Annotated in this window: 11 protein-coding genes and 2 pseudogenes; 6 read left to right on the top strand and 7 right to left on the bottom strand. The window is 71.7% G+C overall.

Annotation, left to right across the window (positions count from 1 at the left end; genetic code table 11):
* Positions 1-7: 7 nt before the first annotated feature.
* From AB0N16_RS20370 to AB0N16_RS20355, 4 genes are all read right to left on the bottom strand, one after another.
* A complete protein-coding gene (locus AB0N16_RS20370; RefSeq protein ID WP_365798514.1) occupies positions 8-3,691 on the bottom strand; it encodes a nitrate reductase subunit alpha in 3,684 nt (1,227 codons plus the stop codon).
* A 130-nt stretch (positions 3,692-3,821) separates the two neighbouring features.
* Positions 3,822-4,637 (bottom strand): SAM-dependent methyltransferase, encoded by an 816-nt coding sequence (locus tag AB0N16_RS20365; protein WP_365798512.1) that lies wholly within the window; start codon positions 4,635-4,637, stop codon positions 3,822-3,824.
* A gap of 12 nt (positions 4,638-4,649) precedes the next feature.
* On the bottom strand, positions 4,650-5,513 hold the full coding sequence (locus AB0N16_RS20360) for a helix-turn-helix transcriptional regulator (RefSeq protein WP_365798511.1): 864 nt from the start codon (positions 5,511-5,513) through the stop codon (positions 4,650-4,652).
* An 86-nt stretch (positions 5,514-5,599) separates the two neighbouring features.
* Positions 5,600-6,430, bottom strand: coding sequence for a helix-turn-helix transcriptional regulator (locus tag AB0N16_RS20355; protein WP_365798509.1), 831 nt, complete (start codon positions 6,428-6,430; stop codon positions 5,600-5,602).
* On the opposite strand from AB0N16_RS20355, the gene AB0N16_RS20350 reads away from it, so the two are divergent.
* From AB0N16_RS20350 to AB0N16_RS20340, 3 genes are read left to right on the top strand one after another with little or no spacing between them, the layout of a single operon-like run.
* A complete protein-coding gene (locus tag AB0N16_RS20350; RefSeq protein ID WP_365798507.1) occupies positions 6,429-6,560 on the top strand; it encodes a hypothetical protein in 132 nt (43 codons plus the stop codon). The two genes, AB0N16_RS20355 and AB0N16_RS20350, sit on opposite strands and share 2 nt — an antisense overlap.
* 43 nt (positions 6,561-6,603) lie before the next feature.
* Positions 6,604-6,909 (top strand): 4a-hydroxytetrahydrobiopterin dehydratase, encoded by a 306-nt coding sequence (locus AB0N16_RS20345; protein WP_365798506.1) that lies wholly within the window; start codon positions 6,604-6,606, stop codon positions 6,907-6,909.
* Positions 6,910-6,914: 5 nt separating this feature from the next.
* Positions 6,915-7,664 (top strand): methyltransferase domain-containing protein, encoded by a 750-nt coding sequence (locus AB0N16_RS20340; protein WP_365798504.1) that lies wholly within the window; start codon positions 6,915-6,917, stop codon positions 7,662-7,664.
* On the opposite strand, the gene AB0N16_RS20335 is transcribed toward AB0N16_RS20340, so the two are convergent.
* Together AB0N16_RS20335 and AB0N16_RS20330 are read right to left on the bottom strand one after the other, a co-directional pair.
* Entirely contained in the window at positions 7,642-8,109 is a 468-nt protein-coding gene (locus AB0N16_RS20335; protein ID WP_365798502.1) for a hypothetical protein, read from the bottom strand. The genes AB0N16_RS20340 and AB0N16_RS20335 overlap by 23 nt on opposite strands.
* Positions 8,106-8,585, bottom strand: a complete 480-nt coding sequence (locus AB0N16_RS20330) for a hypothetical protein (RefSeq protein ID WP_365798500.1) — start codon at positions 8,583-8,585, stop codon at positions 8,106-8,108. The genes AB0N16_RS20335 and AB0N16_RS20330 overlap by 4 nt, the downstream gene beginning before the upstream one ends.
* 63 nt (positions 8,586-8,648) lie before the next feature.
* Between AB0N16_RS20330 and AB0N16_RS20325 the strand changes: the two genes are divergently transcribed.
* From AB0N16_RS20325 to AB0N16_RS20315, 3 genes and pseudogenes are all read left to right on the top strand, one after another.
* Positions 8,649-9,599 (top strand): YafY family protein, encoded by a 951-nt coding sequence (locus tag AB0N16_RS20325; protein ID WP_365798498.1) that lies wholly within the window; start codon positions 8,649-8,651, stop codon positions 9,597-9,599.
* A 37-nt stretch (positions 9,600-9,636) separates the two neighbouring features.
* Positions 9,637-9,850: pseudogene (locus AB0N16_RS20320) on the top strand (rhamnogalacturonan lyase); the annotation flags it as partial.
* A gap of 10 nt (positions 9,851-9,860) precedes the next feature.
* A pseudogene (locus tag AB0N16_RS20315) lies at positions 9,861-10,022 on the top strand (selenide, water dikinase SelD); the annotation flags it as partial.
* Between the two features lie 85 nt (positions 10,023-10,107).
* Here AB0N16_RS20315 and AB0N16_RS20310 read toward each other — a convergent pair.
* Positions 10,108-12,765: a cellulose binding domain-containing protein gene (locus AB0N16_RS20310; RefSeq protein WP_365798496.1), complete on the bottom strand. Its 2,658-nt coding sequence runs from the start codon at positions 12,763-12,765 to the stop codon at positions 10,108-10,110.
* Positions 12,766-12,804 lie beyond the last annotated feature (39 nt).

Raw genomic sequence — 12,804 nt, 5'->3', positions numbered from 1 at the left:
CGGGGCATCAGTACTCGACCTCCTGGCCGCGGCGGCGGATCACCGTCACCTCGTCGCGCTGGTTGCCGGTCGGGCCCAGGTAGTTGAAGGCCCAGGACAGCTGGGCGTAGCCGCCGATCAGGTGCGAGGGCTTGAGGATCAGCCGGGTCAGCGAGTTGTGGATGCCGCCGCGCATGCCGGTGGTCTCCGTCTTGGGGACGGCCACCGTGCGTTCCTGGGCGTGGTGCATGTACACCGTGCCGGGCGGCATCCGGTGCGAGACGACCGCACGGGCCACGACCGCGCCGTTGCGGTTGACCGCCTCGATCCAGTCGTTGTCCGACACCCCGATCGCGTCCGCGTCCTGCGGGGACATCCAGATGTTCTGGCCGGACCGGGAGAGCGCGAGCATGAACAGGTCGTCCTGGTACTCGGAGTGGATCGACCACTTGCTGTGCGGGGTCAGGTAACGGACCGTCACCTCCCGCTGTCCGTCCGGACCGAGGCGCGGTTCGCCGAAGAGCCGGTTCATGTCCAGCGGCGGCCGGTACACCGGGAGCGCCTCGCCCAGTTCGTGCATCCAGTCGTGGTCGAGGAAGAAGTGCTGGCGGCCGGTGAGCGTGTGCCAGGGCTTGAGATGCTCGGTGTTGAGGGTGAACGCCGTGTAGCGACGGCCGCCGGACTCGCTGCCCGACCACTCCGGAGAGGTGATCACCGGGACCGGTGCCGCCTGGGTGTCGGCGTACGTGACCCGCTTGCCCTCGTGCTCGGCGGCCAGCTGGGCCATCTCCTGCCCGGTGCGCTGCTCCAGGGTGCGGAAGCCCTGGGTGGCGAGCCGGCCGTTGGTGGTGCCGGACAGCGCCAGGATGGTGTTCGCCGCCTTGACCGCGGTGTCGAGGGAGGGGCGGCCTTCGAAGCCGGTACCGTTCAACTCCCGCAGATGCGCGACCTCTTGGTCCGGCATGAGGGCGATGCCCTTGGCGGGCAGGCCCCGTTGCTCCACCAGGGGTCCGAGGGCCGCGAATCTGCCGCCGATCGCCGTGTAGTCCCGTTCGACCACGACCAGGTTCGGCATGGTCTGCCCGGGCACCGGTTCGCACTCCCCGCGCTTCCAGTCCCGCACCACCCCGCCGGGCTGGGCGATCTCGTCCGGGGTGTCGTGCTGGAGCGGCGCGGCCACCAGGTCCCTGCGTACCCCGAGATGGCGCACGGCCAGCTCGCTCAGCCGCTCGGCCAGCGCCTTGAAGATGTCGAAGTCGGTGCGCGCCTGCCAGGGCGGGTCCACGGCCGGGGTGAACGAGTGCACGTAGGGGTGCATGTCGGTCGACGACAGGTCGTGCTTCTCGTACCAGGTGGCGGCCGGCAGTACGACGTCCGACAGCAGGGTGGAGGAGGTCTGCCGGAAGTCCAGCGAGAGCAGCAGGTCCAGCTTGCCCTCGGGCGCCTCCTCCCGCCAGGTCACGTCCCGGGGCCGCTCGCCCGGGGCCGCCTCCTCGGCGCGCAGCGAGGAGTGCGTGCCCAGCAGATGCCTGGTGAAGTACTCGGCGCCGTTCGCCGACGAGCCCAGCAGGTTGGCCCGCCACAGGGTCAGAACCCGCGGCCAGTTCTCCGGGGCGTCCGGGTCCTCGCAGGCGAACTTCAGCGTCCCCGCCCGGAGTTCGGCCGCCGCTTTGGCCACCGGGTCGCCGAACACACCGCCCAGTTCCAGAGGGTTGCGGTCGAAGGTCGGGTACGACGGCATCCAGCCCGAACGGGCCGACAGCGCCAGGCAGTCCGCGCCCGTCATCCCGGCGAACCTGCCCTCACCGAGCGGCGAGGCCAGGACGTCGGCGCCGAAACGGTCGTAGCGCCACTGGTCGGTGTGGAGGAACCAGTAGGCCGTGCCGATCATCTGGCGCGGTGGCCGGGACCAGTCGTCGGCGGAGGCCAGAGTGGCCCAGCCGGTGACCGGGCGGCACTTCTCCTGGCCGACGTAGTGCCCCCAGCCGCCGCCGTTGCGGCCCTGGCAGCCGGTCAGCTGGAGCAGGGCCAGGAAGGTGCGGTAGATGGTCTCCGAGTGGAACCAGTGGTTGGTGCCCGCGCCCATCAGGATCATGCAGCGGCCCTTGGAGCGCTCCGCGGTCCGCGCGAACTCCCGCGCGATCTTCACGCACTTGGCGGCCGGGACCGAGGTGTGCCGCTCCTGCCAGGCGGGGGTGCCCGGGGTACCCGCGTCCTCGTAGCTCGCGGGCCAGGCGCCCGGCAGGCCGTGCCGCCACACCCCGTACTGTGCCACCAGCAGGTCGAACACCGTCGTCACGAGAGGGCCGTCGGTCCCGCCCAGCCGGGTCGCCGGCACCCCGCGCCGCAGCACCTCCCCGTGGCCCCGTCCGTGCTCGCCGCCGTCCGTGTCGAAGCGCGGGAGCAGCACCTCGACCCCGCTCGCGACCTCACTGCCGTACAGGCTCAACAACGGTTCGATGGTCCCGAGTTCGAGGTTCCAGCGGCCCCTGCCGGTCTCGGTCCAACGGAAGCCCAGGGAGCCGTTCGGGACGACCGCGCGGCCGGACGCCGCGTCCAGGACGACCGTCTTCCACTCGGCACCCTCGCCCCGCTGCCCGAGATCGGTGGCGCGCAGGAACTTGCCCGGCACGTACGCGCCGTCCCGTTCGGTGAGGGTGACCAGGAAGGGCAGGTCGGTGAACCTCCGTACGTAGTCCGCGAAGAACGGGGTCTCCCGGTCGACGAAGAACTCCTTCAGGACGACGTGTCCCATCGCCAGTGCCAGTGCGCCGTCCGTCCCCGGGTGCGGGTGCAGCCACTCGTCGGCGAACTTGGCGTTGTCCGCGTGGTCGGGGGCGACGACCACCACCTTCTGACCGCGGTAACGGGCCTCCGCGATCCAGTGTGCGTCCGGGGTGCGGGTCACCGGGACGTTCGAACCCCACATCATCAGATAGGCCGCGTCCCACCAGTCGCCCGACTCCGGGACGTCCGTCTGGTCGCCGAAGACCTGCGGTGAGGCCACCGGGAGGTCGGCGTACCAGTCGTAGAACGACAGCATCGGGGCGCCGATGAGGGAGTGGTACCGGGCGCCGGCCGCGTGGGACACCATCGACATCGCAGGGGTGGGTGAGAAGCCGGCGATCCGGTCCGGCCCGTAGGCCGCGATGGTGTGCACCTGGGCGGCGGCGACGATCTCCACCGCCTCGTCCCAAGTGGCCCGCACCAGACCGCCCTTGCCACGCGCCCGCTGGTAACGGCGGCGCCGCTCGGGGTCGTTCTGGATGTCCGCCCAGGCGGCCACCGGGTCCCGCAGCCGGCTCCTCGCCTCCCGGTACATCTCCAGCAGCACGCCCCGGACATACGGGTAGCGCACCCGGGTCGGCGAGTACGTGTACCAGGAGAACGCGGCACCGCGCGGGCAGCCGCGCGGCTCGTACTCGGGGCGGTCGGGGCCGGCCGACGGGTAGTCCGTCTCCTGGGTCTCCCAGGTGATGATCCCGTCCTTGACGTACACCTTCCAGCGGCAGGAGCCGGTGCGGTGCACGCCGTGCGTGGAGTGCACGACCTTGTCGTGGCTCCAGCGGTCCCGGTGGAACGCGTCCGCCTCCCGGCCGCCGGTCAGGGCCACGCTGTGCAGATCGGGCGCGGGCGTGCCGGGGCTGAAGAACCGGGCGGCACCGAGCAGCGCCGCACCGGGCTCCCTGGGAGGTGTCTGCGTGCCGGTCACCTGCGCTCCCTTGCTCACCCTTGGCTTCGACGCTAGGGGCGGGCGCGGGAACGCACCTGTCCAGACGATCCGAACGGGTCACCCGGCCGAGCCGTACGACCGGGTCGTCGGTCCGGGGCGACCGAACGGCTCAGGCCTTGCGGGCCACAGCTCCGTACACCGGCACGATGCCCTCCTGCTGGAGGGCCACGTCCTCGGGGTCCGGGCGCCAGCCGGAGACCGGGATCACCCCGGGGCCGAGCAGTTCCAGTCCGTCGAAGAAGCGGTGGAAACCGGTCAGCGGACGCGGGTGGAAGGGTGTTCCGCTGCGCCGGAAGTGCGCGGCCGCCTGCGCCACGGCCTCGGGACTGAGGTCCGGCGTGACCTGGGACAGGATCAGATGGCTGCCCGGGGCGAGCGCGTCGACGTACCTCTTCAGCAGCCCGTGGACGTCGTCGCCGTCCGGGTCGTCGTCGAGGTAGTGGGTCAGCGCCACCAGCGACAGGGCGATCGGCTCCGCGAAGTCCAGGGTCTCGGCGGCCTGGGCCAGCAGGGTGTCGGGGTCGCGGACGTCGGCGTGGACATAGGCGGTGCTGCCCTCGGGCGTGCCGCGCAGCAGGGCCTCCGCGTGCCGCAGCACGATCGGGTCGTTGTCCGCGTACACCACCCTCGACTCCGCTGCGACGCCCTGCGCCACCTGGTGCAGATTCGGTTCCGTGGGGATGCCGGTGCCGATGTCCAGGAACTGCCGGGTCCCGGACTCGGCGACGACGCGCACCGCCCGCTGCATGAACCGGCGGTTGGCGCGCGCCCCGCGCAGCACCGTGCCGTCCACGGCGAGGATCTTCCGGGCGAGTTCCTCGTCCACCGGGTAGTTGTCCTTGCCGCCCAGCCACCAGTCGTACACTCGCGCCGGATGCGGCCGGCTGGTGTCGACGGCGGTGGGTGCGGGCTCGGATGCGGTCACGGTCTCTGCTCCTCAGAGGTTGTCACGGTACTCCCGCAGCAGTTCCTCGGTCCGCTGCGCCGACGCGGCACGGGCCGTCATGTGGTCCAGCACCTCCAGATGGGCGCCGACCTCGTCGCGGGAGTCCAGGTACAGGGCGCCGGTCAGATACTCGGTGAAGACCATGTCGGGCAGCTCCGGTTCGGCGAACCGGAACAGCGTGAACGGCGCGTACGTCCCCGGGTGCGGGCCGCTCGCGAACTCGGCGATCTGGAGCGTGATCCGGTCCCGTTCGACGAAGGCGAGGAGCTTGTCGACCTGCTCGCGCATCATCCCGCAGTCGGTGCTGACCGGGCGCCGCAGCACCGTCTCGTCCATGATCACCCACAGGTGCGGCGGATCGTCCTGCTCCAGCAGCCGCTGCCGGGTCAGGCGCAGCGACACATGCCGTTCCACGGCCGCGGGGTCGCTGTGGCCTATCGTCCCGGCCTCCAGCACGGCCCGCGCATACGCCTCGGTCTGCAACAGGCCGGGCAGGAAGTGCGGTTCGTAGGAGCGGATGACCCGGGCCGCGCCCTCCAGGCTCACGTACAGGCTGAACCAGTCCGGCAGCACGTCGTGGAACCGCTGCCACCAGCCCGGCTGGTTGGCCTCCTCGGCCAGCCGCACGAACGCGGCGTGCTCCTCCTCGGGCACCCCGTACGTCTCCAGCAGCACCTGGACGTACGGGATCTTCAGCGCGACCTCGGCCATCTCCATCCGCCGTACGGTCGCCTGCGCCACCCGCAACACCCGCGCCGCCTCGTCCCGGCCGAGGCCCGAGGCCTCCCGCAGTTCCTGCAACCGCTTGCCGAGCACGACCTGCCCTACGGTGGGCGCAGCACGCCGCTCACTCACGCCACGCCTCCCCTACGTGCACAAGTACGGGGAGCAGTGTGCCACGCGATGCCGCCTCGCACACCTGGTCGAGGCAACCTCGTCCGTCAACTCGCCAGTGAGTGCAGGTACTTGCTCGTCGCCGGATCCGCCGGCAGGAACGTCTCGATGGCCAGCTCGGCGACCGTCACGTCCATCGGGGTGTTGAACGTCGAGATCGACGACACGAACGACAGCACCCGCCCCTGGTGCTCGATCCGCATCGGCAGCGCGAACCAGGCGACGGGCTCGGCGGGTCGGCCGTCGTCCACGCCCGCCGGGGCCGGATAGCCGACGACCTCCTCGTACAACTCCCGCAGCGCGTCCGAGCGGTGCAGCGCGATCTGCCGTTGCATCTGCTCCAGCAGGTGCCCGCGCCACTCGCGCAGGTTGCGGATCCGCGGTGCCAGGCCCTGCGGATGCAGGGTCAGCCGCATCGCGTTCGGCACGGGCACCAGCAGCGACTCCGGTACGCCCTCCAGCAGCATCGAGATGCCCCGGTTGGCGGCGACCACGGTGTACGTGGCGTCCACGACCAGCGCCGGGTACGGCTCGTAGCCCTGGATCAGCCGCTCCATGCCGTCGCGCAGCGCGTCCAGCGCCGGGTCGTCCAGCGGGGTCTCCGGGTAGTGCGGGGCGTAACCGGCCGCCAGCAGCAGCGCGTTGCGCTCCCGCACCGGCACGTCCAGGTGCTCGGCCAGCCGCAGCACCATCTCCTCGCTGGGCCGCGAGCGGCCGGTCTCGACGAAGCTGATGTGCCGGGCCGAGGAGTCGGCGCGCAGGGCCAGCTCCAGCTGGCTGACCCGCCGCCGCTCCCGCCAGGCGCGCAGCAGCGGGCCGACCCCCTTCCCGTCGGGGGCGGACGGGGAGGCGGCGGGGCCGGCGGCGACAGTGGTCATGCGGACGACCGTAGTCGAGGAGGGGGCGGCCGGCCGGGCCGAGCCGGCGGTTCCCGCCGAGGACGCCGGCCGCGAGGCGACGCGCACCGCGGAGCGTACGCGCCCGGAAGGCCTGGTCGTGGCAGGCTGAACCCTCGTACGCCTCCGGGTATCCCAGGGAAGGAAGCCGCACCATGGCCGTCGCACCGCTGGCGCAGCAGGAGATCGAGGACCGGCTGGCCGAGTTGCCGGGGTGGTCGCTGGACGGCGACCGGCTCGCCCGCGCCTACCGGCTCGACTCGCACTTCGCCGCCACGGCACTGGTCGTGCACATCGCCCGCATCCAGGACGAGCTCGACCACCACTCCGACCTCACCCTCGGCTACCACACGGTCACCCTCACCGTGAACACCCACAGCGTGGGCGGCGCCGTCACCGCCTTGGACTTCGAACTCGCCCGCAGGGTGGAGGCAATCGCCCCAGGTCACGGCGCACACTGAGCCATGTGCTCGATTACGACAAGGAAGCCGGGGTCTACGACGCGACACGCGGCGGCGAACCCCGCGCCGAGGCGGCCGCGGACGCCGTCCTCGGCCTGATCCCCGACCGCCCCGGCCGCCTCCTCGACCTCGCCTGCGGCACCGGCATCGTCACCCGCCGCCTCGCCGCCGCCCGCCCCGCGTGCCAGGTGACCGGGGCGGACCGCGCGTACGGCATGGCACGGATGGCGGCGACCCGGCTGCCGGGGGCGGTCGTGCTCGCCGACGGCCGTCAACTCCCTTTCCCGGACGCCACGTTCGACGCGGTGACCACCGTCTGGCTGCTTCATCTCATAGCCGACGCCGCCGAGGTCCACACCGTTGTCGCCGAGTGCGCGCGGGTGCTGCGGCCCGGCGGGGTGTACGTCACGACCGTCGACAAGGCCGCCGCGCACGACGTCGGCAGCGACATCGACGCGGTCCTCGCCGCGCGCCCGCGCCGCCCGGCGCCGGACGCGGCCGGCCTCGTGTCGGCACACGCCGTCGCGCACGGCCTGCTCCCCGCCGGGCAGGCCGCCTTCTCCGGCCGCGGCCAGGGCCGCACCCCCCGTTCCACCATCGCCGACCTGCGGCGCGGCTGGTTCACGGTGCTGCGGCCCGACGACCCCCGCGTGGCGGAGTTCGCCGAACGGCTGGCGGCCCTGCCCGACCAGGACCGCCGCCGCCCCGACCCCCGTTTCGGCGTCCGGGCGTTCAGGAAACCGGCGGACGGCTGAAGTCCATCGTCCAGTTGGTCAGCCAGGTCGCCCCGCCGTCCACCGAGAACGCCTGCTCCCAGCGTGCACCGGTGGGGGAGATCCCCGACCACACGAACCGCACCCGTACGTTCCGGCCGTCGTACCTGTCGTCGCCGTAGAACTCCCCGCGGCCGCCCGTGAACCGCCCGACGACCGGCGGGAACAGCTTCCCGGTGCGGTTCGTCGCCCAGTTCAGCGACCACTGCCCGGTCTCCCGGTCGAAGAGCCGCAGGGTCGCGCCCTTCGCCCCCAGCCGCGGCATGTCGATCTCGTCGACGTTCGCGGCGCCGTCGAACAGCGGCCGGCAGCGGCTGACGGCGTCGAACTCCTCCCAGTCGCTGTCCGGGTCGAGGAAGTCGGTACGGCGGCGGTTGCGGACCTCCCACTCACCGTGGAGGAAGTCGAAGTCGTGCGGGCTGCTCATACGCGCTCCCCGGTGGTTCCTTCGGGCAGGGAGTCGGCCAAGTAGGCCTCCAGGTCCGGGACATCGGGCGTGAGCAGGTGCCGTACCCAGGCGTCCCGTTCGTGCCGGATCGGCGGCAGCTCCCAGACGCAGCCGATCCACGGCAGGTCGGGCCTGACGAAGTGGGTCGGGTCCGTGTCCGGACAGCCGAGGACCGGCTGGCCCGCCGAGGCGCCCCGGAAGTGGAGCACGTTGTCCCACACCCAGCTGTACGCGTTGAGGTAGGCGCCGGTGTCCGCGCCCCTGTGCAGCACGACGAAGGTCGCGGGCGGGGTGCCGTCCGGCTCCGGCAACAGTTCGGGGAGGATCGCGTACGCCGCCTTCTCGATGTCGGGCGCGATGCCCGCGGGGTCGGCGGTGACGTGGTAGCGCTTGATGTGCCGGCCGGCTACCTCGATGGGGCGCGGCACGGTCAGCAGTTTTTCCGTGAAGCTCATGTACGGGACGCTAGTTCGGCTCCACTGACACCTTCTGTCAGTGGAAACTGGGATTCTGGGCCGGTGAAGTCCAGCCGACTCGTCTCGATCCTGCTGCTGCTCCAGACCCGGGGCCGGATGACCGCCGCCCAGCTCGCCGCGGAGCTGGAGGTGTCCGTCCGCACGGTCTACCGGGACGTCGAGGCCCTGAGCGCGACCGGCGTTCCGCTGTACGGCGACGCGGGCCACGCCGGCGGTTACCGCCTCCTCGACGGCTGGCGTACCCGCCTCACCGGCCTCACCGCCCCGGAGGCCGAGGCCCTCTTCCTGGCCGGCGCCCCCGGTCCCGCCGCCGACCTCGGCCTGGGACCGATCCTGGCCGCTGCCCAGCTCAAGGTGCGCGCCGCCCTCCCGCCGGAGCTACGCGCCCACGCCGACCGGATCAGCGGCCGCTTCCACCTCGACGCCCCCGGCTGGTACGCGGACACCGGGGAGGTCCCCCATCTCCCCGCCGTCGCCGAAGCCGTCTGGAACGGCCGCGCCCTGGACGTCCGGTACCGCCGCTGGCGTGAGCCGACCGATGTACGGCGGCGCCTGGAGCCGTACGGGCTGGTCCTGAAGGCGGGCCGCTGGTACGTCGTGGCGGCCCCGGGCCCACGCACCTACCGGGTCGACCAGATCCTCGAACTGGCCTCATCGGAGGAGGGGTTCACCCGCCCGGACGGCTTCGACCTGGCCGCGTACTGGACGGCCTACCAGCGCGACTTCCACGCGAGGCTGTACGGCGGCGGCGAAACCCTGGTCCGGCTGGCGCCGGGCGTCACGTTCCCCAGAGCGGTGGGGGTGGGGACGGCCGACGCCTGGACACTGGCTCGGATCCCCATCGAGTCGGTCGACCACGCTGTCGCCGAATTCCTGCGCCTGGGCACGGACATCGAGGTCCTGGACCCGCCCGAGCTGCGCGAACGCATCGCCCGTACGGTCGCCGAACTGGCCGAAAGATACGGCAACTCCCGGGCGGACGGCGCCGACTGACGAAGGACCCCCGTCCGTCTCCCGGAAGGCATGTCCCGTGCAGCACCCGCATTCGCAGACGCCGCTCAGCCGTCCTGGCAGCGCTCACCACCACGGCCGCCCTGGTCGGCGCCGGCCTGACCGCACTCTCCGCGGGCAGCGCCCTAGCGGCCACCGCATGCCAGGTCGAGGCCCTCGACCGGGTCGTGGTCAGCGTCCACACCGACGCAGGCAACCTGGTGAGCTGGCGCTGGCTGGGCACCGACCCCGACACTCGCACGGGTCACCCCGCACACCGACTTCGGCGACGCCGACGACCTGACCCGGCTCCTCCTCGCCGACGCCCAGACCTCCGGCGGGCTCCTCCTCGCCGGCGAGGTCCCGGGCGCCCTGGTCATCGGCGAACCGGGCCCGGCGGGACCGCACCGACTGGTCGTCCGCTGATCGCACCCGCTGAACTCGCCCGCTGCCCCCCCGGCCGAGCGGCCGAAGAGGGCGCGTGCCCGGTGCGGCACACGCCCTCGGCCGGTCAGGCGACGGTGCAGGTCTGGTCGCCCAGCTTGAAGGCCGCCGGTTTGTCGTTGGCGCCGGTCCAGGTGCCCGTGAAGCCGAAGGACACCGAGGAGCCGGCGGCGACCGTGCCGTTCCAGCTGACGTTCTTCGCGGTCACGGAAGCGCCGGACTGGGTCCAGTCGGCGTTCCAGAGCTGGCCGACGGTCTGGCCGTTCGGGAAGGACCAGCCCAGGGACCAGCCGGTCCAGGACGCCGAGCCCGTGTTGGTGACTTGGACGTCCGCCTGGAAGCCGCCCGTCCACTGGTTGGTGATCCGGTAGGTGACCGCGCAGGCGCCGGTCGGGGTGGGATCCGTGCCGCCTCCGCCGTCGTCACCGCCTCCGGCCGTGTCGCCGTAGATCACGCCCCGGCCGTTCGTCGAGATGTACACCCGGCCGTACACCCGGGGGTCACCCGTGATCGCCGCGCCCGTCCAACCCCACTGGTGGGCATCGTCGTTGATACGCGTCCAGGTCGTCCCTTTGTCCGTGGAGCGGAAGATGCCGCGTACTCCGCCGATCTTCGCGCTGGTGTAGAGGGTCTGGTACGAGGCACCGGTCGCGGCCTTGCCGAAGCCGATCGTGTCGGCCTGGTCGACGTTCGCGAGTTTGGTGAAGCTCGCGCCGCCGTCCGTGGAGTGCCACAGGCCGTACGCGCCGTCCGTGGCGCCGCCCGCCAGCCACACATCGCCCTTCGTCCCGGGCAGCGCCTTGAAACGCACGCTGTCGCCGCTGGGCAGGCCGGTCGCGGCGGACGCCGTGAAGTTCGCGCCGCCGTCCGTACTGACATAGAACTTGCCGGACTTGAAGCCGTAGAAGGTCTTCGGGTCGACGCGGTCGGACTCGACGATCGCCCCGGCCGGGATCCCGCTCGACGCCGACCAGGACGCGCCGAAGCCCGTCGCGTACTGGACGCCGGTGCCCGCCGGGCTCCAGACGAACCGGCTGCCGTCGGCGGCCGCGGCGACCGTACCGCCGCCGCTCACCCCCGAAGGGTCCGCCCCGGCGAACCAGTTGGCCCCGTTGTCCGTCGAGAACGCGATGTGCGGGCCGGAGTCGAGATCGCCCACCCTGACCACGGTGTTGGGATGCGTCTCCGCGAAGTCCAGGCTCGTCGTGGTCGTGAAGGTGGGGGACGTGTACATCAGCGAGGGGACCTTGGTCAGGTCCGTGTGGCGGAAGCCGCCGATGTCACCCAGCGCGCTGAAGAGCTGGGCCCCGCCGGACGGGGGCGCGGCCAGGTCGTCGACCGCCGTCTCCTCCAGGCCCTGCACCATCGGCTTGACCGTGAACTGGCCGCCGGAGTCCCAGTTGCCCAGGTTCTCGGTGCCGTAGAGCGTGGCTCCCGTCCCGTACATCATCCGGTTCGAGTTGAACGGGTCGATCTCCAGCGCCTCCGTCATCCAGCCCAGTTTCGGGGTCTGTTCGGGCGGTGACGGGTTGGCGCCGAAGGTGAGCCACGGGGCCGACGAGACGTCCATCGTGTAGCGGTTCGAGCGGTTGGGGTACGACGTGTAGTCCCACGCCTTCGTCCAGGTCGCGCCGCTGTCCGTGGAGCGGAAGAGCTGGGTGTCCGGCCACCAGGAGCTGTACGCCGTCGCCATCACGGTGCCGGGGTGCTGACGGTCGACCGTCAGTCCCGAGAAGCCGTAGTACGTGTCGGCCTCCGCCACCGGGCTGATGTCCGTCCAGGTGGCGGTCGCGGTCGCGTACCGCCACAGCCGGCCCTTGCCGCCGTCGTACGGGCCGCCCTTGTCGCTGTAGGAGAGATACAGGTAGCCGTTGACGGCGTCCAGTACGCCCTTGTGCGCGAGGTATCCCGTCGGCTGGCCGGCGAGCCGGGTCCAGGTGGCGCCCGCGTCCGTCGAGCGGTACACCGAGTTCTGCAGGTCGGCGACCCCGACGTAGATCGTCTTCGTCGCCGTACCGGCCGTACCGGTCGACTCGTCGAAGGTGACCCAGGTGATGCCCTGGTTGTCGGAGGCGTAGCCGCTGGTGTCGGTCGGATCCTGAACGTAATCACCGACGTTGGGGAAGTCGGTCACCTGCGCCCAGGTCACCCCGGAGTCCGTCGAACGCCACAGCCCCTTGCCACTGGGCGCGCCCAGGTACAGCACGCTGTCCTTGTTCGGGTCGATCGCCAGCCGTTCGCCCATGCCCCGCCCGGGCATGTTGCCGCCCAGCTTGAACGGCAGATCGGTCTTCTGCCAGCTGGCACCGCGGTCGGAGGAGCGCAGCACGGCCCCGTTCGTCGGGTCCCAGCTGTTGGTGTACGTCCCGACGGCCGCGTACACCTTGTTCGGATCGACCGAGTCCGAGGCCAGGCTGACCACACCCGTGTGGCCCCACCGGTCCCAGCCGACCGAGTCCAGCAACGGCGTCCAGGTCTTCGTCGACTCCTGCCAGCGGTAGGCGCCGCCGATGTCGGTACGGGCGTAGGCGAGGTTCTTCTCCCTGCGGTTGAAGACGATCCCGGGGACGAAACCGCCGCCGTCGATCCGGGCGTTGTGCCAGGTGTAGCTGTCGGCGGCGAGCGTGACCTTCGCGGTCTCGTGGGCGGCGAGCGCGGGCGGCGTGCCCGCGAGTAACCCGGCGGCGAGGGCCAGGACGGCTGTGAGGATGCGGGTTCTTCGCACGGATGTCCTTCCGCAGGGGAGATGGTAAGCGCTTACTGC

Origin of the sequence: Streptomyces sp. NPDC051105 (assembly GCF_040682795.1) — a bacterium.
Classification (GTDB): domain Bacteria; phylum Actinomycetota; class Actinomycetes; order Streptomycetales; family Streptomycetaceae; genus Streptomyces.
Note: the sequence above shows the minus strand (reverse complement) of the source record. Positions and strands in the feature narration are given on the sequence as shown.